At 62.6% G+C, this 17,841-nt stretch carries 15 protein-coding genes and 1 tRNA gene; 10 read left to right on the top strand and 6 right to left on the bottom strand.

Annotated elements, in window-relative coordinates; all coding sequences use genetic code 11:
* Positions 1 to 115: 115 nt before the first annotated feature.
* Positions 116 to 1,816: a long-chain-fatty-acid--CoA ligase gene (locus tag MUU55_RS13125; RefSeq protein WP_244761193.1), complete on the bottom strand. Its 1,701-nt coding sequence runs from the start codon at positions 1,814 to 1,816 to the stop codon at positions 116 to 118.
* A gap of 299 nt (positions 1,817 to 2,115) precedes the next feature.
* Between MUU55_RS13125 and MUU55_RS13120 the strand changes: the two genes are divergently transcribed.
* Positions 2,116 to 3,312: an AI-2E family transporter gene (locus MUU55_RS13120; protein WP_244761192.1), complete on the top strand. Its 1,197-nt coding sequence runs from the start codon at positions 2,116 to 2,118 to the stop codon at positions 3,310 to 3,312.
* 108 nt (positions 3,313 to 3,420) lie between these two features.
* Positions 3,421 to 3,657: a DUF4189 domain-containing protein gene (locus tag MUU55_RS13115; RefSeq protein WP_244761191.1), complete on the top strand. Its 237-nt coding sequence runs from the start codon at positions 3,421 to 3,423 to the stop codon at positions 3,655 to 3,657.
* An 802-nt stretch (positions 3,658 to 4,459) separates the two neighbouring features.
* Here the strand turns inward: MUU55_RS13115 and MUU55_RS13110 are convergent.
* The 3 genes from MUU55_RS13110 to MUU55_RS13100 form a co-directional block, all read right to left on the bottom strand.
* The gene (locus MUU55_RS13110) at positions 4,460 to 4,948 is read right to left on the bottom strand and encodes a histidine kinase (protein WP_244761190.1); all 489 of its coding nucleotides are present in this window, start codon (positions 4,946 to 4,948) and stop codon (positions 4,460 to 4,462) included.
* Positions 4,949 to 5,486: 538 nt separating this feature from the next.
* A tRNA-Thr gene (locus tag MUU55_RS13105) sits at positions 5,487 to 5,562 on the bottom strand.
* 114 nt (positions 5,563 to 5,676) lie between these two features.
* Positions 5,677 to 6,639, bottom strand: coding sequence for an NAD(P)H-dependent flavin oxidoreductase (locus tag MUU55_RS13100; RefSeq protein WP_244761189.1), 963 nt, complete (start codon positions 6,637 to 6,639; stop codon positions 5,677 to 5,679).
* 354 nt (positions 6,640 to 6,993) lie between these two features.
* Here MUU55_RS13100 and MUU55_RS13095 point away from each other — a divergent pair, with 354 nt between their 5' ends.
* The gene (locus MUU55_RS13095) at positions 6,994 to 8,139 is read left to right on the top strand and encodes a biotin transporter BioY (protein ID WP_244761188.1); all 1,146 of its coding nucleotides are present in this window, start codon (positions 6,994 to 6,996) and stop codon (positions 8,137 to 8,139) included.
* A 9-nt stretch (positions 8,140 to 8,148) separates the two neighbouring features.
* Here MUU55_RS13095 and ppk2 read toward each other — a convergent pair whose 3' ends face one another.
* Positions 8,149 to 9,030 (bottom strand): polyphosphate kinase 2, encoded by an 882-nt coding sequence (gene ppk2 / locus MUU55_RS13090; RefSeq protein WP_244761187.1) that lies wholly within the window; start codon positions 9,028 to 9,030, stop codon positions 8,149 to 8,151.
* A 143-nt stretch (positions 9,031 to 9,173) separates the two neighbouring features.
* On the opposite strand from ppk2, the gene phoR reads away from it, so the two are divergent.
* The 7 genes from phoR (at position 9,174) to phoB (ending at position 16,925) form a co-directional block, all read left to right on the top strand.
* Positions 9,174 to 10,469: a phosphate regulon sensor histidine kinase PhoR gene (gene phoR, locus MUU55_RS13085; protein WP_425314172.1), complete on the top strand. Its 1,296-nt coding sequence runs from the start codon at positions 9,174 to 9,176 to the stop codon at positions 10,467 to 10,469.
* 189 nt (positions 10,470 to 10,658) lie between these two features.
* Positions 10,659 to 11,693 carry a substrate-binding domain-containing protein gene (locus MUU55_RS13080; RefSeq protein WP_244761186.1) on the top strand — a complete coding sequence of 345 codons (1,035 nt, stop codon included), beginning with the start codon at positions 10,659 to 10,661 and terminating at the stop codon, positions 11,691 to 11,693.
* A 109-nt stretch (positions 11,694 to 11,802) separates the two neighbouring features.
* Positions 11,803 to 13,287, top strand: coding sequence for a phosphate ABC transporter permease subunit PstC (gene pstC / locus MUU55_RS13075; protein WP_244761185.1), 1,485 nt, complete (start codon positions 11,803 to 11,805; stop codon positions 13,285 to 13,287).
* A gap of 23 nt (positions 13,288 to 13,310) precedes the next feature.
* On the top strand, positions 13,311 to 14,612 hold the full coding sequence (gene pstA / locus MUU55_RS13070; RefSeq protein ID WP_425314177.1) for a phosphate ABC transporter permease PstA: 1,302 nt from the start codon (positions 13,311 to 13,313) through the stop codon (positions 14,610 to 14,612).
* Positions 14,613 to 14,625: 13 nt separating this feature from the next.
* Positions 14,626 to 15,441, top strand: coding sequence for a phosphate ABC transporter ATP-binding protein PstB (pstB, locus tag MUU55_RS13065; RefSeq protein ID WP_244761183.1), 816 nt, complete (start codon positions 14,626 to 14,628; stop codon positions 15,439 to 15,441).
* 50 nt (positions 15,442 to 15,491) lie between these two features.
* Positions 15,492 to 16,220: a phosphate signaling complex protein PhoU gene (gene phoU / locus MUU55_RS13060; protein ID WP_244761182.1), complete on the top strand. Its 729-nt coding sequence runs from the start codon at positions 15,492 to 15,494 to the stop codon at positions 16,218 to 16,220.
* A 21-nt stretch (positions 16,221 to 16,241) separates the two neighbouring features.
* Positions 16,242 to 16,925: a phosphate regulon transcriptional regulator PhoB gene (gene phoB, locus MUU55_RS13055; RefSeq protein WP_244761181.1), complete on the top strand. Its 684-nt coding sequence runs from the start codon at positions 16,242 to 16,244 to the stop codon at positions 16,923 to 16,925.
* Positions 16,926 to 17,086: 161 nt separating this feature from the next.
* Here the strand turns inward: phoB and MUU55_RS13050 are convergent, their stop codons facing one another.
* Complete coding sequence (locus MUU55_RS13050) at positions 17,087 to 17,617, bottom strand: GcrA family cell cycle regulator (protein ID WP_244761180.1); 531 nt, start codon at positions 17,615 to 17,617, stop codon at positions 17,087 to 17,089.
* Positions 17,618 to 17,841: the final 224 nt, after the last annotated feature.

The raw sequence follows: 17,841 nt of genomic DNA, 5'->3' as shown, positions 1-17,841 counted from the left end.
CTTGCTTTGGACGATGCCGCTAGCTAGTCGCTTTGGCACCGTCAAATCAAGACCGAAAACGCGCCTGGTGCGAAAAAATTAAATCGATTTAGAGGCGGGTGTGCCGGGGCTGCGCTCAGCCCCGGAGATCCTTGCGCAATATCTTGCCGACATTGGATTTCGGTAGTTCGGTGCGGAACTCGATGAAGCGCGGGCGCTTGTAATTGGTGAGGTTCGCCGCGCAATGCGCCTTCACGTCAGCCTCCGTCAGACCCTCATCCTTCTTCACCACGAACAGCTTCACCGCTTCGCCGGAATGCTCGTCCGGCACGCCGATCGCCGCGCATTCGAGGACGCCCGCAAGCGACATCGCCACCTCTTCCACCTCGTTCGGGAAGACGTTGAAGCCGGAGACGAGGATCATGTCCTTCTTGCGGTCGACGATCTTGGTGAAACCGTCAGGCGTCATGAAGCCGATATCGCCGGAGCGGAAGAAGCCGTCCGGCGTCATTACCTTGGCCGTCTCGTCCGGCCGCTGCCAGTAGCCGGCCATGACCTGCGGCCCGCGGATGCAGATCTCGCCGACACCACCCAAGGCAAGCGTGTTGCCGTCGTCGTCGCGGATCGCGATCTCGGTTGAAGGCAGCGGCAGGCCGATCGTGCCGGTGAATTCCGCCCGGTCGAACCGGTTGGCGGTTGCGACCGGCGAGGTTTCCGAGAGGCCGTAGCCTTCGATGATGGCGCAACCCGTCGTCTTCTGCCAGCGTTCGGCAACCGGTCGCTGCACTGCCATGCCGCCGCCGAGCGTTAAAAGCAGGCCGGACAGATCGAGCTTGGCAAAATCCGGATTGTTCATCAGCGCGTTGAACAGCGTGTTGAGGCCGGGGAAGATATGGACGCGATATTTGCCCAGTTCCTTGACGAAGGCGGGAATGTCGCGCGGGTTGGCGATCAGCATATTGTGGCCGCCAAGCGCGATGCCCATCAGCCCGTTCACCGTCAAGGCGAAGATATGGTAGAGCGGCAGCGCACAGATGAAGACGAGCTGGTCCGGCCGTTGCTTCACATGGAAGATCGGCTCGATCCACAGTTTGATCTGCTCCATGTTGGACAAGAGGTTGGCATGCGTCAGCGTCGCGCCCTTGGAAACGCCCGTCGTCCCGCCGGTATATTGCAGGAAGGCGGTGTCGCCGGGGGCAACAGTGACCGGCTTCAGTGCGCCGTGCGCGCCCTCGGCCATCACCTGCTTGAACGGAATATGTCCCGGCAGTGACCAGGCCGGCACGAGCTTCTTCACCTTGCGCACGACGAGATTGACGATCAACCCCTTGAGGCCGAGCATGTCGCCCATCGTGGTGACGACGACGTGTTTCACGGAGGTACGCGAAACGACCTGCGCCACCGTGCTTGCGAAATTTTCCAGCACGAACAGCGCCTTGGCGCCGGCATCCTTCAGCTGATGCTCCAGTTCGCGCGGCGTATAGAGCGGATTGACATTCACCACGACGAGACCGGCGCGCAGGATGCCGAAGATGATGACCGGGTTCTGCAGGATGTTCGGCATCATCACGGCGACGCGGTCGCCCTTTTCGAGCCCTTTGGCTTGAAGCCAGACGGCGATCCTCTTCGAGGCGGCCTCGAAATCTCGGAAACTCAGCGTCTTGCCCATGCTGGTGAAGGCGGGGCGGTCGGCATATTGCGCACAGCAGCTTTCAACCAGCGCGCCGATGGAGGGATGCGCCAATGGCGCGATGTCGCCGGCCATGCCGTCGGGGTAGTTGGCAAGCCAGAAGCGGCCGGTCGGCTCGGTGGAAGGGGCCTCAATGGTGGCCGTCATGCGTGCTCTCCTCCTTGGGCGCGGGCATCGTCCGTCCCGCCGGCACCGAATGGTCCTCCAACCACGCGATACGGACAAGATGATGCTTTTAGCGGGCGCCATCAAGGGCTATCGCTATCTTACATTGACGTAAACGTCAACAAGCGCATGCCGTCGCCCGTTCGCGTTTTCGTGATCGTGAAGTGCCGCACTGCGGCGTCTCACCGCGCCTTCCGGTAAAAAAGCGCGTATATGTTTAACATTCATCGGGTACACCTTATCTAGGGGATCCCGGCCGAACGCCGGAGACAGTGGAGTGCATGAGTTTGCTGCATCAGGAACATCGCAGAAGTGAGCCCAGGTTTCTCGGCGCGGCGCGCCCGAGTGGGGCTGCGCTCATCTCGCCGATCTCGGCGGCGCGCTGGCTGCTCGTGCTCGTCGTTTTCGCCGGCATCTACTTCTTCCATGGTTTCTTGGTTCCGGTGCTGGCCGCCCTCGTCATCGCCTTCGCCAGCTGGCCGCTCTATTCGCGCCTGCTGGCGCAGGTGAACGGCAACCGCACGCTGGCCGCCTCCATCGCCATCCTGCTTATTCTCGCCTTCATCATCGGCCCGATCGTCATTGCCTCCACCTATGCGCTGCACGAGGTGCGCGATTGGGTCGGCTGGGGCGTGGAGATGAACCGCACCGGCGCGCCGACCCCGGAATGGATTCGCGTGCTGCCGGTCGTCGGCGGCTGGCTGGACATGCAGTGGACACGGTTCCTCGATCATCCCGGCGCCATCGGCGAGCTGACGCAGGTCGTCAGCGGCGCCAATATCGGCAACATCTACCGCGTGGCGCTGGCGGCCGGCGGCAAGGCCTTCAGCTTGCTGCTCGCCGCGCTCTTCATGCTGATCGCCCTGTTCTTCATCTATCGCGACGGCCAGTCCTTCGCCGGCCAGGTGGATCGCCTCGGCGAGCGTATCCTGCCGATGCGCTGGGAGCGCATTTCCCGCATCGTGCCGGCCACCATCAGCTCCACCGTGACCGGCATGACGCTGATCGCCATCGGCGAGGGCATCGTGCTCGGCGTCGCCTACTGGATCGCCGGCGTGCCGTCGGCCGTCACGCTCGGCGTCATCACCGGCATCATGGCGCTTTTCCCCGGCGGCGCGCCGCTCTCCTTCACGCTGGTATCGGTCTATCTGGTCTCCAGCGGTTCGCCCGTCGCAGGCCTCGCCCTCTTCGTCTGGGGCTCCGTGGAACTGTTCATCGTCGACAAGACGCTGCGTCCCCGCCTCGTCGGCGGCCCGATCAAGCTGCCGTTCCTCCCCACCTTCTTCGGCCTCATCGGCGGTGTGAAGACCATGGGTTTCCTCGGCCTTTTCATCGGCCCCGTCCTCATGGCCCTGCTCGTCGCCATCTGGCGCGAGTGGATCCGCGAAGTAGAGGCGACCGATCCCCCGTCGCCGATCATTCTCGACCCCCATGCGGAGCCGCCCGCCCGGTCCGATCCGGAGCGGAATGTCGGCTGAGCCGGAACGCGAATGTCGCTGAATTGGCCGCTGGGCTTGCTTGCAAAGGCGATGGACCGGAGCATAGTAACCCGACGCGCATGCCGCGCGACTTGAGGGGATTACACCATGACATCCATCAGACGGACAGCGCTTGCCGCGCTCGTCCTCACGACTGCTTTCGCAGCGTCCCATAGCTCGGCGCTCGCCTGGGGCTGCATCGCCGTTTCGGAAGAGGGCAGCTACGGCTACAGCTACAATTACGACTACGAGGCCGATGCGCGCGAAAAAGCGCTGACGGAATGCGCCAATCGCACGACCGAAGAATCCGTGTGCGAAATCACGGAATGCGACGAAAACGATTGAGACGCCGTGATTGCGGGGCCCGTTAGGCGGGCCCCATCGCGGTCCGGGCGTCGCGGTGGCCACCCGGCGGGCTGCGCTCGTGCCGCTGCGGGCTCCAGGATTTTCCGCTGACTGTGATCCTGCCATGTACCGATCGTGGATCGCGGCGATATCGTTTCGCACGCCGCTATGGATGCGCTCGGCGCGACGGTCAGCGTGGCAAGATTGAGAGCGGGAATTTTCGCAGGGACGATGTCCCGCGGTAAAAATCCCGAATGCATCGACCGGTTTCGGCTGGAGTGCCAAAAGAACCCTCTGGTCAAAGTGGGCGGTGTCAGACGCCAGAACGGGTTTTTCCGGCACCGCCGCAGAGAGGTGGCCGGTGTCGCAAGGTCACCGAGGGCGCGAGAGGAATGGATCGGGACGGCCAGCGTGATCTCGCGGCAGCAACGTGACGTCAATCGGTCGCCCGACCCCGATCTAAAGTTATCGGCAGTCGCGTCCACGCCGCTTCTGACAGACAAGGCTGATGTCGTCCAGCTTAAACAGCAGTCAGGACACTTTTGCAGCCCCAAGCCGGACGCTTCCCCTGATATTCGGGGAGCGGAAAGGTCTGTTCTATCCAAGCCATCCGCTGTGGGAGCCTTGGCCGGGATCTGTGGATCTCCCGTCAAGGCATGTTCGCCACGAGCCGGACGCCATCGTAGACGGCGCCGGCTCTTGCAGGCGTTGGTCTTCCGCAAGCCGTGTCACGGTGCGGATGGAGCCGATTTTCGCGAAAAAGAGGCGCATACCGGGCTTTTCAGGCCGGCTGCGGGCTCATTTACTGGGCAATCGGCTTCAGGGAGTTGAAAATCCCGCCGATCGCTTCACCGTGTGCCTTCTGCTCTTCGGTGCCGCCCCAATAGGTGATGACCAGGGTCTTGTCGGCACCTGCGACCAGTGCCGTCAGGCCGATCGTCACGGGACCGTCGTTATCCTTGCCCGACCAATAGACATTGTAGGCCTGCATGCCGTTGAGCGTGCCTTCCTCTTCCTTCTTGGTCGAATCGTCGACGGTGATGTTCTGGCTTGCGAGATATTCGACAGCCTCCGCCACGGTCTCGCTGGTATCCTTGCCGTCCTGGGCGTCGATGGAGAAATACACGGCATCGTCATCGGATTGAACCTCGATGCCGGTTTCGGTTTCCGTGGTCTTCCACCCGTCGGGAATGGTGATCGCGGCAACGGGTGCTGCGGCCGGAAATTTGAATTCGGCGGCGTGCGTGGCGCCGGCGAACAAAAGGGCGGCAACAAAGGCGGCATGCTTCATGACGATATCCTCCATAACGAGCGAAGCGGAGTGGATGTAATGTCCACCGGAAATGCGGGTTTTCTTTCATGCGGTTGGTCTGCGGGAACCCTTGACGCGTCCGAGTTCACCCTGGTTTGAACGCAGTCGCGCGGTAATGTCGAACGGCGCAGTGGTCAGCCTTTATATCTGGATCGAGCAAGGTGAACCGGATAGCGGTCGCTTGCCAAAGCCGAACGTACTTTTCTGCCGGTGCTCAAGCCCTTTCGGTCAACGCAACACATCCCACCCGCAGCGCCTTCTCAAAGTGCGTGCTGGCCGAGATATTCCTGCATTTTTAGAGGAGCCGGCCGCGATTTTCACCGTCCATTTTTGACATCGGCAGCAGGGAATAAAATGGACAATGAGAAGCACCCAAGACCGGGCTATCGTATAGCCAAGCCGCCGTGATCAGGGACCTGTTGAAGCCACCGACTGTGTGCGCAGAAAGGCTGCCCCGGGAGAGCGCGCGCAAAATGCCGTTCACTGGCCAAACGGTGAAATCAGTTCTTTGGGAAAATGGTGCCGCTTACGTGACTCGAACACGTGACCCCGTCATTACGAATGACGTGCTCTACCAACTGAGCTAAAGCGGCCTATCAACGGTCCCGAAGCATGTCGGGGCCGGAATGGATGCGCTGATAACCGCAATGGGAAAAGATTTCAAGCGGCTAGTTTCAACTTCCGCATTTTTCCCGTCCGGTTCGCGATCAGGCGGCGCAGATGCGGGCGCGGGCGGCCTGATATTCGCGGTCGAGGCGCGCGACGAGATCCTTGACGGGGCCGATGGCTTTCACCGCGCCGATGCCTTGGCCGCAGCCCCAGATGTCCTTCCAGGCTTTCGCGCCGCTTGTCGCTGTTTCGAAGTCCATCTTGGACGGGTCGGCTTCCGGCAGGTGGTCGGGGTCCATGCCGGCGGCGGCGATGGAGGGCTTCAGGTAGTTGCCGTGGATGCCGGTGAAATAGTTGGAATAGACGATGTCGGCCGCGGCGCTGTCGACGATCATCTGCTTGTAGGCCTCCGTCGCCCGTGCTTCCTCCGTCGCGATGAAGGGGGAGCCGATATAGGCCATGTCGGCGCCCATCGCCTGGGCCGCGAGGATCGCTCCGCCGTTCGCGATGGCGCCCGACAGGAGAAGGGGCCCGTCGAACCATTCGCGGATTTCCTGGACCAGGGCGAAGGGCGAGAGCGTGCCGGCATGGCCGCCCGCGCCGGCGGCAACGGCAATGAGGCCATCGGCGCCCTTGCGGATGGCCGAGTTGGCATGGCGGTTGTTGATGACGTCGTGCAGCACGATGCCGCCATAGGAATGGATCGCGGCGTTTACCTCCGGCACGGCGCCGAGCGAGGAAATGACGACCGGCACCTTGTACTTCACGCACATCGTCAGATCGTGTTCCAGCCGCTTGTTGGAGCGGTGGACGATCTGGTTGACGGCGAAGGGCGCAGCCGGGCGGTCCGGATGTTTCGCATCGTGAGCGGCGAGCCCCTCGGTGATTTCCGCGAGCCACTCGTCGAGCTGAGCTTCCGGGCGCGCATTCAATGCCGGGAAGGCGCCGATGACGCCGGCCTTGCATTGTGCGAGGGTCAGCGCGGGATTGGAAATGATGAAGAGCGGGGCGCCGACGATGGGCAGGCGCAGCTTGTCCTTGAGAATCGCGGGCAGGGCCATGAAGGAAATCCAGATCCAATTTTGACGTTTACGAAAACGTCAAAACAATAGCAGTACGAACTTGTGCTGAAAAGAGGGATCGCGGTCCCGTTTCGGATATGCCGCAGGCTTTGTTGCGTGCGCTGCCAGAACGCGAGCGTCGCGAAACGTTGCGCCGCCCGGAAGGCTTGCGCAGGGCCTTGCTGGCATTTCCCTGCCGGCTTTTCCCCGGTCAAGGTCGCCCCTTTGAGCGGGAAGGCTTGCGCAAAGGTGCGGCAAACGTTACGCAAAACCTAACAAAAGTCGGAAAGCACAGGTCTTTCCACAGATGAATCATGGTCGCTTCGTCTGGCGGCTCCCGCAGAAGGGTCTCATGTGAGCGGACTGGAAACGGCAATCAGAAACGCGCTGGCGCGCTCTGAACGTGCGAATGCCGAAGTTCGGGCGCGCATCTACCAGTCAGCGCGCAACGCGCTGGAGGCGGGCCTGCGCAAGCAGGAGATCAACGATCCCGAAACTATTGCCGCCCAGCGCCATCGCCTGGAGGCGACCATCCACGAAATCGAGGCGGAAGAGCGCGCCGCCGTGACGCCGGCGCCCGTCCGGGAGGTTCGCGTCGAGCCAACCGTCGAGGCGCATCCGGAGCCGGTGCTGCGTGCCGAACGCGACGTGCGGGCCGAGAAGACGCCTGATGCGGAGCCAAGGGCCGAAGTCCGGCCCGGTGCGGGCGGCGATACGAGCGATATCGGCGCCATCCGTCCCGAGCGCGGTGACGGCTTTGCCAAGGGTGCCAAGCCACCCGCCGCAAGCACCACTGTCAATGAAGCTTCCGATTTTCGGCCGGAGCGTGTGGCCAAGGCCCGCAAGCGCCGTGGGCGCCTGTTCTCCTTCCTGCTCGTTGTCGCCACGCTGGTCGCGGCCTTCGGAGCCCTTGCCTGGTGGGTCGAGACGAGCGGCCTTCTGAGGGACCTGCAGAACGGCGCGGACGATTCAACCCCGCCGGCCACCGTTTCGGGAGAGGATTTTTCCGGCGAGGATCCGATCAAGAAGGCGCTCGATACCCAGAGCCGCTTCTCCGCCGATTGGCGTCAGATCTTTTCCCCGGGGGATACCGCGAAGCTTTCGGCAAGTACGGCCGCCCGCTTTGAAGCGGTCAGCACGAATGAGGGACCGGCGGTTCGCGTGACCTCCACCAATCCGGAACGCGACGGCGCGCTGCGCATCGAGGTTTCGCCCGACGTGCTGAACGAAATGGGCGGCAAGACCTCGACGGTCGCGCTGACGGTCCAGGCGGTGGGCGACAAGCCGGTACAGGTCTCGGTGGAGTGCGACTTCTCCAGCATGGGCGGCTGCGGCCGTCACCGCTTTACCGTGTCCGAGCGCACCGACCTCCTGTTTCAGGTCGAGTTCGATCGCTCGCTCTCGCCGAGCGAGCCCGGCCATATCCTTCTCAACAGCGACGTCACCGGCGGGGATGCGAGCGTCAATCTCTATGCCGTCCGCATCCAGCCGGGCGAATAGGCCGCCGGTTTACTTCACAAAACCAGGGCCCGCCCCGACGATCTTGTCGTCGATGTCGCCGATCGCCTGTTTGTCCTTGCCCTCGTAGTCGAGCGTCTTGAGAATGTGGCGGATCAGGTTGATGCGGGCGCGGCGCTTGTCGTTGGCGCGGATCACCGTCCAGGGCGCGTGGTCCGTATGTGTCTCCTTCAGCATCCGGTCGCGCTTCTGCGTGTAGTCGCCCCATTTATTGAGGGCGGCGATGTCCATCGGCGAGAGCTTCCAGACCTTCAACGGATCATGCCGGCGGTCGTGGAAGCGCTTGAGCTGCATTTCGCGGCCGAGATCGAGCCAGAACTTGAAAAGATGGATGCCCTCGGATGTGATCATCTTCTCGAAGCGCGGCGCTTCCTTCAGGAATTTCTCATATTCCTCCGGCTTGCAGAAGCCCATGACCGGTTCGACACCCGCACGGTTGTACCAGGAGCGGTCGAACAGCACGAACTCCCCCGCCGTCGGGAAGGTTGAGACGTAACGCTGGAAGTACCACTGGCCTTGTTCGGTTTCCGTCGGCTTGGTCAGTGCCACGATGCGTGCGGAGCGCGGGTTCATGTAGGACATCGTGGCGTGGATGGCGCCTCCCTTGCCCGCGGCGTCGCGTCCTTCGAACACGCTCATGATGCGTGTGCCCGTTTTCTGCTGCCAGAACTGCACCTTCACCAGCTCGATCTGCAGAAGTTTCAGCGTCTTCTCGTATTCGCTGTTGTCGAGTTTCTTCTCATAGGGATAGTCGTTCGAGCCGAAGGCCTTGTCGTCGATCCAATCGGGCAGCTTAGGATCGTCGATGTCGAACACCCGTTTCTTGCCGTGGATATCCAGTTCCACTGCACGGCTTTCGGCTTTTTCCGCCATGGTCCACTCCTTCGGATAGTGCATGCGCCTCACGCGGCGTAAATCGGAAGGTGGCCATAACCGCATTGCGAATTCAAGCCGGCCGTGAAAAACATGTCATGAAGTCGCGCTATTCCTCCAGAATCGGTGGAGGCGCGGAGGATATGATGCTTGCGAGGGAATGGGTGGCGGTTTCGGATCAGCGGACGGGTTTCGGCTGGCTGGCAGCGCAACTGTGGGGCGTGCGGGTTCTGATCGCCTCCGCGGTCTTTGTCGGCTTCATGATGTGGCTTGCGGGTCTTCATCTCGGCTGGGTGTCCTTCACGGTTCTGCTTCTGGTCATTGCCGGCCTGCTGCGTACGGACAGGCGGATGATCGAGACGGGCAGGACCATGGCGACGGCTGTCGTCCCGGTCGCCGTCGAGCCGCTCTTCGACCCGCAGAAAATTGAGCTCGCCGCCATTTCGGCGGTGCTCGGCGCGCTAGATGCACCCGCTATCCTGCTCTCCGGCAGGGAAACCATAAAACTGCAGAACCGCGCGGCCGAGGCCATATTCGGTGTCATTCCCAAGGACAGCGATCTCGCCGGACGCATCCGCGCCCCAGGAATCCTCGATATGGTGCGGGATGCGATCGCCGCTGGCCAGCCGCGCGAGACGGAACATGCCGAGCGCCTGCCATCGGAAACCGTCTATGTCGTGCGTATCGCGCCGCTTGCCGAAAAGACCGGCGAGCCGCTGTGGCTCCTGACATTCCGTGACGTTTCCCAGGCGCGTCGCATCGACCGCATGCGCTCGGATTTCATCGCCAATGCCAGCCATGAACTGCGCACCCCGCTCGCCTCGCTGCGCGGCTTCATCGAGACCCTGCAGGGGCCGGCGAAGAACGACGTGAAGGCGCATGAGCGCTTCCTCGGCATCATGCATGAGCAGGCGACGCGCATGAGCCGTCTCGTCGACGACCTTCTCTCCCTGTCGCGCCTTGAGCTGCGTTCGAACCTCACGCCCGACCAGACGGTGGACCTCGTGCCGCTGATCGCCCATGTGCGCGACAGTTTGCAGCCGCTTGCCGGCGACCTCGGCGTCGAGATCGCCCTCGACCTGCCGAAGCACGCCGTCATGGTCAATGGCGACCGCGACGAGCTGGTCGAGGTTATGGAGAACCTGATCGAGAACGCCTGCAAATATGGCCAGGAGGGCAAGCGGGTGCATGTGGCGCTGACGGGCGGCAGCGATGCGCCGGTCGAGTTGTCGGTCACCGACTATGGTCCGGGTATCCCACCCGAACATGTCCCGCGCATCACCGAACGTTTCTACCGGGTTAACGTGGAAGCCAGCCGGTCCAAGAAGGGCACAGGGCTCGGTCTTGCCATCGTCAAGCACATCCTGACCCGCCACCGGGCACGCCTGGTGGTGAAGTCCGAGGTGGGCAAGGGCACGGTCTTTACCGTGCGTTTTTGACATAAAGGGACGCCGCTTTGTCGTTTCTCTGAAAATTCGTGAGCGTTTTCAGGTGTTTGGCATGTCACAAATGTTTCGCGAAACTGACATAAAAGAGAGGGCGTCCGGGGGTTAGAGAAGAGCCGCCGGTCAACGGCAGACAGCGCAAGAACAGCGCTTTCCACACACGTCCTCTTCGGGAGAACCCAGATGAAATCTCTTAAGCTCACCCTCGCGGCGCTCGTTGCCTCCGCCGCATTCGCAGGCGTTGCCGTTGCGCGCGATCAGGTCCAGATCGCCGGCTCGTCCACCGTTCTTCCCTACGCCAAGATCGTCGCCGAGACGTTCGGCGAGACCTTCCCCGACTTCAAGACCCCGATCGTCGAATCCGGCGGCACGGGCGGCGGCCTCAAGGAATTCTGCAAGGGCGTCGGCCCGGAGACCCTCGACATCGCCAACGCTTCGCGTGCGATGAAGGATAGTGAAATCGAAGCCTGCAAGGCAGCCGGCGTCACCGAGATCCAGGAAGTCAAGATCGGCTACGACGGCATCGTCTTCGCAACCGACGCCGGCAATGCCGACCTGAAGCTCGAGCCGAAGGACCTCTACCTCGCGCTCGCCGCTGAAATCGTCGTCGACGGCAAGCTCGTCGCCAACCCGAACAAGAAGTGGTCGGAAGTCAATAAGGACCTGCCGGACGCTGAAATCGCCGCCTACATCCCGGGCGAAAAGCACGGCACCCGTGAAGTCTTCGACGAGAAGATGCTGGCTGCAGGCTGCAAGGCCACCGGCGCTCTCGACGTGATCAAGGCTGCCGTTGCCGACGAAAAGGAACAGCATGCCAAGTGCATCGCCGTTCGCAAGGATGGCCTGGCTGTCGACATCGACGGCGACTACACCGAAACGCTGGCCCGCATCGCCGCCAACAAGACGGGTCTGGGCGTATTCGGCCTGTCCTTCTACGAAAACAACGCCGACAAGCTGAAGGTTGCGACCGTAAGCGGCATCGTTCCGTCCACCGAGACGATCGCTTCGGGCGAATACCCGGTTTCGCGCCCGCTGTTCTTCTACGTCAAGAAGGCACACCTCGGCGTTATCCCGGGTCTGAAGGAATATGTCGAGTTCTTCACGAGCGACGACATGATCGGCCCCGACAGCCCGCTGGCTGAATACGGCCTCGTTCCGGCTCCGGATGCCGAGCGTGAAGAAGTCCGCAAGGCCTTCGTTGACGGCAAGATCATGTAATTGACGTTGGCCGGCGCGCTTTCCAACGCGCCGGCCGCTTCACTTCCGGGCGATTTTCGCCCGTCGCATGAATGACACCGCGGATGATCTCGCCGGGAGAGTTTCCTCAATGAGTATTTCCCTTCTTCTGCTCGTCGTCGCCGTGATCGGCGCGGTGGGCTATTTTATTGGCAGCTGGCGCGCGAACGCGCTTGCCGGCGGCAAGCTTTCCAGCCTGCATTCGCGGCCGGGTTACTACGGCTCCTTCGTTGCCCTGTGGGCCATTCTGCCGGCGGTTGTCGTCGTGTTCGTCTGGGTCATCGCGAGCCCGATCTATGTCAACTCGACCATCCGCGCCGGCTTCCCTGAAGAGGTGAAGGCCGAGCCGCAGGCCACGCAGAACCTCAACTACAACATGATCTCGGCCATTGCCCGCGGCTTCAAGGTGCTGACGGCGGAAGAGCGCGAGGCCTTGTTCAAGGACGGTGCCGCCGCCCGCGACGTGCTCGCCAGCAAGGGTGTGCCGGTCGCTGCAGAGCCCGCGCCCTACATGCTGAAGTCGGCCGACGACCTCAACCGCATGACGAATACGAGCAGCACCCTGCTGTCGATCCTCGCGATCGTGGTGGCCACGGCCGGTGCCTTCCTCTCCTACCGTTCGATCGCGCCGAAGTTTCGCGCCCGCAACCGCGTCGAAGGCATGATGCTGGTCGGTCTCATCGCCGCCTCGTCGATCGCCATCCTCACGACGGTCGGCATCGTCGCCTCGATGTTCACCGAGGCCGTGCACTTCTTCAACATGGTGCCGGCCTGGGAGTTCTTCTTCGGCACGGTCTGGGATCCGCGTTTCGCCGCCGCCGGTGCGACGGCCTCCGCCGGCCAGTTCGGCCTGATCCCGCTGCTTGCCGGCACGCTCTATATCGGCTTCGTCGCCATGCTGGTGGCCGTGCCGGTCGGTCTCTTCGCCGCCATCTACATGTCGGAATATGCCTCGCGTCACGTCCGCTCGGTGGCCAAGCCCCTGCTCGAAGTGCTCGCCGGCATCCCGACCATCGTCTACGGCTTCTTCGCCCTCGTGACGGTCGGTCCGTTCCTGCGCGATATCTCCGCACAGCTGAACGGCCTCGTCACCGGCAACTACTCGAACTTCATCCAGGCGCAGAGCGTTCTGACGGCCGGTTTCGTCATGGGCATCATGCTGATCCCTTACGTTTCCTCGCTGTCGGACGACATCATCACCGCCGTGCCGCGGGCGCTTCGTGACGGTTCGCTCGGTCTCGGTGCCACGCGTTCGGAAACGATCAAGCGCGTCATCCTGCCGGCAGCACTTCCGGGCATCGTCGGCGCATTGCTGATGACCGCCTCGCGCGCCGTCGGCGAGACCATGATCGTGGTGCTTGCAGCCGGTGTTGCGGCCCGCATGCAGCTCAACCCCTTCGAGCCGATGACGACCGTGACCGTCAAGATCGTCAACCAGCTGACGGGTGACCTTGAGTTCACCTCGCCGCAGACGCTGGTGGCCTTCGCCCTCGGCATCACGCTGTTCTTCATCACGCTTTGCCTGAACATCTACGCCCTTTACATCGTGCGCAAATACCGGGAGCAGTACGAATGAGCCAGGTCTCCACGAGCCCTTCGATGGCTACCCTTGGCGTCTCCGCCAAACCCGAGCGCCGCGATATCGGTCTTCGCCGTCGCTATGCCGCCGAACGCCGCTTCCGCCTCTTCGGCATGGCAGCGATCGCCTTCGGTCTGCTCTTCCTGTTCCTCCTGCTGTTTTCGGTCGTCTCCAAGGGCTACACCGCATTCCAGCAGTCGATGATCACCATCCCGGTCGAGTTTTCCGAACAGGTCATCGACAAGAACAACGAACGCGCCACCAACCCGCAGAAGCTGGTCTCGGCCAATTATCCGGTCGTTGCCCGCAATGCGCTCGCCAAGGTTCTCGGCGTTGCCGAGGATGACCGTGCCGGCCTCAAGGCCGTCAACGGCATGATCTCGGACAGCGTTCGCACACAGTTCCGTGACATGGTCGTCGCCAATCCGGCGATCATCGGCACCACGCAGACGGTAACCTTCCTCGCCCACGGCGATCTCGACTCGGCCTTCAAGGGCCAGATCGACCTCTCGGTGGCGGAAAACAACCGCAAGATCTCCGACAAGCAGGTCGGCTGGATGAACACGCTCGTCGAAAGCGGCGCGCTCTCCAAGCACTTCAACACCGGCCTCTTCGTCAACGGCGCATCGAGCCGTCCGGAAGCGGCAGGCCTCGGCGTCGCCGTCGTCGGTTCGCTCTACATGATGCTGATCGTGCTCGTGCTCTCGCTGCCCATCGGTGTTGCCGCCTCGATCTATCTCGAGGAATTCGCCCCGAAGAACCGTTTCACGGATCTGATCGAGGTGAACATCAACAACCTCGCCGCCGTGCCGTCGATCGTCTACGGTCTGCTCGGCCTCGCCGTCTTCGTCAACTTCGCGGGCTTCCCCCGCTCGGCAGCCCTCGTCGGTGGCCTGGTGCTGACGCTGATGACGCTGCCGACGATCATCATCGCGACCCGCGCTGCCCTCAAGGCCGTGCCGCCGTCGATCCGCTCGGCCGCGCTTGGTCTCGGCGCATCGAAGATGCAGACCGTGTTCCACCACGTTCTGCCGCTCGCCATGCCGGGCATCCTGACGGGCACGATCATCGGTCTGGCGCATGCGCTCGGCGAAACCGCACCGCTGCTGCTCATCGGCATGGTCGCCTTCGTCGCCGACATTCCCGGAACGCCGCTGGACCCCTCCACGGCTCTGCCGGTACAGATCTACATGTGGGCGAACGAGGCCGAGCGTGCCTTCGTGGAGCGCACGTCTGGCGCCATCATGGTGCTCCTCATCTTCCTCATCCTCATGAATGTTGGCGCCATCCTGTTGCGCCGCCGTTTCGAACGGCGCTGGTAGAAGGACCGATCCTATGAACATGATGTCAGAAGCCGCAGTCGAGAAAGCGCTGGACAAGAAAATGAATGACATTTCCTACAAGATGATCGGCAAGGACGTTTCGGTCTATTACGGCGAGAAGCGTGCCCTCTACGACGTCAACCTGAACGTCCGCGAAAACACCGTGACGGCGCTGATCGGCCCGTCGGGCTGCGGCAAGTCGACCTTCCTGCGCACGCTGAACCGCATGAACGACACGATCGACGGCTGCCGCGTCACCGGCCGCATCACGCTGGATACGGACGATATCTACGATCCGAATATCGACGTCGTCGAACTGCGCGCCCGTGTTGGCATGGTCTTCCAGAAGCCGAACCCGTTCCCGAAGTCGATCTACGAGAACGTCGCCTACGGTCCGCGCATCCACGGTCTTGCCAAGTCGAAGTCCGACATGGATGCCATCGTGGAGAAGAGCCTGCAGAAGGCCGGCCTCTGGAACGAGGTGAAGGATCGCCTGCATGAAGGCGGCACAGGCCTCTCCGGCGGCCAGCAGCAGCGCCTGTGCATCGCACGCGCCGTTGCCGTCAGCCCCGAGGTCATCCTGATGGACGAGCCCTGCTCGGCGCTCGACCCGATCGCGACGGCCAAGGTCGAGGAGCTCATCCACGAGCTTCGCGCCAACTTCACCATTGTGATCGTGACGCACTCCATGCAGCAGGCGGCCCGCGTTTCGCAGCGCACCGCCATGTTCCACCTCGGCAACCTCGTCGAGGAGAACGACACCGACAAGATGTTCACCAACCCGGATGACCAGCGCACGCAGGACTACATCATGGGCCGCTTCGGCTGACGTTCTCGTCGCCAGGCTTCCTGAAAACCGCGTGTATTAAGGACAGAACGATGTCATCGACCCATATTGTTTCGATCTACGACGAAGAACTGAAGTACCTCTCCCGCCGCATTTCCGAAATGGGCGGCACAGCCGAGCAGATGGTGGCGGATTCCGTCCGCGCCCTGGTCTCCACCGACGTGGCGCTGGCCCAGAAGGTCATTTCCGAGGACGTCATCCTCGACAATGCCGAGCGCCAGATCAACGAGAAGGCGATCGTCACCATCGCCAAGCGCCAGCCGATGGCGGCCGACCTGCGCGAAATCATGGGCACGATCCGCATCGCGGCCGAACTGGAGCGTGTCGGCGATCTCGGCAAGAACACCGCCAAGCGCGTCATCGCCGTGCAGAGCTCGGGCATGCCCCGCAAGCTTGCCCGTGGCCTCGAGCATCTCGCCGAACTGGCGCTGATGCAGCTCAAGGAAGTGCTCGATGTCTTCGCCACCCGCTCGGTGGACAAGGCCAAGGCCATTCGCGAGCGCGACGACGAGATCGATGCGATCTACACCTCGCTGTTCCGCGAACTCTTGACCTACATGATGGAAGATCCGCGCAACATCACGCCCTGCACGCATCTCCTGTTCTGCGCCAAGAACATCGAGCGCATCGGCGACCATGCGACCAACATCGCCGAAACCATCTACTACATCGCGACCGGCTCCCAGCCGGAAGGCGAGCGCCCGAAGGACGACACGTCGACGTCGGTCGTCGCGGGCAATGTCGCCGACGCGTCCGAGTAAGTTTGAACGGGAATCCTGTCCATGGTGCCCAGAATAGCCGTCGTGGAAGACGAGGAGGCGCTGAGCGTTCTCCTGCGCTACAATCTCGAAGCCGAAGGTTTCGAGGTCGATACGATCCTCTCCGGTGACGAGGCGGAAATGCGCTTGCAGGAGCGCATGCCCGACCTCCTCATCCTCGACTGGATGCTGCCGGGCGTCTCCGGCATCGAACTGTGCCGGCGCCTGCGCCAGCGGCCGGAAACCGAGCGCCTGCCGATCATCATGCTGACGGCGCGCGGCGAGGAGAGCGAGCGTGTGCGTGGCCTTGCGACCGGCGCGGACGACTATGTCGTCAAGCCGTTCTCGACGCCGGAACTGGTGGCGCGCGTGCGCGCCATGCTGCGCCGCGCCAAGCCGGAGGTCGTCTCGACGGTGCTGCGCTGCGGCGATATCGAGCTCGATCGCGAGACGCACCGTGTTCACCGCCGCACCCGCGAGGTTCGCCTCGGCCCGACGGAGTTCCGCCTCCTTGAGTTCCTGATGACCTCGCCCGGCCGCGTCTTTTCGCGCTCGCAGCTGCTCGACGGCGTCTGGGGCCATGACATCTATGTCGACGAGCGCACCGTCGACGTGCATGTCGGCCGCCTGCGCAAGGCGCTCAACTTCGCCAACATGCTGGACGTCATCCGCACGGTCCGCGGCGCCGGCTATTCGCTGGAAACCTGAGCGATCCGAAATTCCTCCCAAGGACGGAAATGGGCCCTGCGGGGCCTGTTTGCGTTTTGGGAGGTTTCACTCCTCTGGCATGCTGCGTCTTCTATCGTACCCCATTCCAAAAACAAAAACGGAGCCTTTCGGCTCCGTTTCTCATCCCATGTCCAACGCGATCAGCGCATCCGGCGACGATCGGCCGAGGGCTGGTAGGCGAGGCGCTGGTGGTAGGTGCAGTAGGGCGAATTGTCCGGGGACTCGTTGCCGCAGAAGTGGAAGTCGTCGTTCAGCGGGTCGCCGATCGGCCACTTGCAGGTGCGTTCGGTCAGCTGCGTCAGTTCCAGCTTACGCGAAGAGGGTACAACGGCATTGTTGATGTTGGCGGGAACCGGCAGGCGTTCGGCCTGGGTGTCGAAATCCTTGTCCAGGTCTTCCGCAGTCGTTGCCGTCGGGCGTGCCACGGTGCGCGGGGTGACGGCACGGGCCTGGAAGGTCGCGGGACGCGGGGCGGCGGGCGCCGGGCGCTTCGGGCGTGCGGCGGTCTGCGTGCCGCCGGCCTTGGCGCGGCCCGGCAGGTTTAGCCGGTGCACCTTGCCGATGACGGCATTGCGGCTGACGCCGCCGAGTTGCGCCGCGATCTGGCTCGCGCTCAAACCCTCGGCCCAGAGCTTCTTGAGTTTTTCGACGCGCTCGTCTGTCCAGTTCATGTTTTCGTCTCCGCTCGGCGTTCGATGCGGGAATCCCTCGTCGCGTCCCGGACAGATCCGGAACCTGAACGCCTTCAACTCTTTTGGTGACTAGTTCCGCCGCATGCAGTCTAGTAATTGGTCTTTAACCTAGAGACCGGGGGACTCTGTGACAAGAGTCGCAGGAATCGGCGCGAATCGATTTCGAGGTTTTCCCCAACTTGCTGGTCGGGTGTGACTCGATG

The organism is Shinella curvata (assembly GCF_022899935.1).
GTDB lineage: Bacteria > Pseudomonadota > Alphaproteobacteria > Rhizobiales > Rhizobiaceae > Shinella > Shinella curvata.
This window is presented reverse-complemented; position numbering and strand designations above follow the sequence as displayed.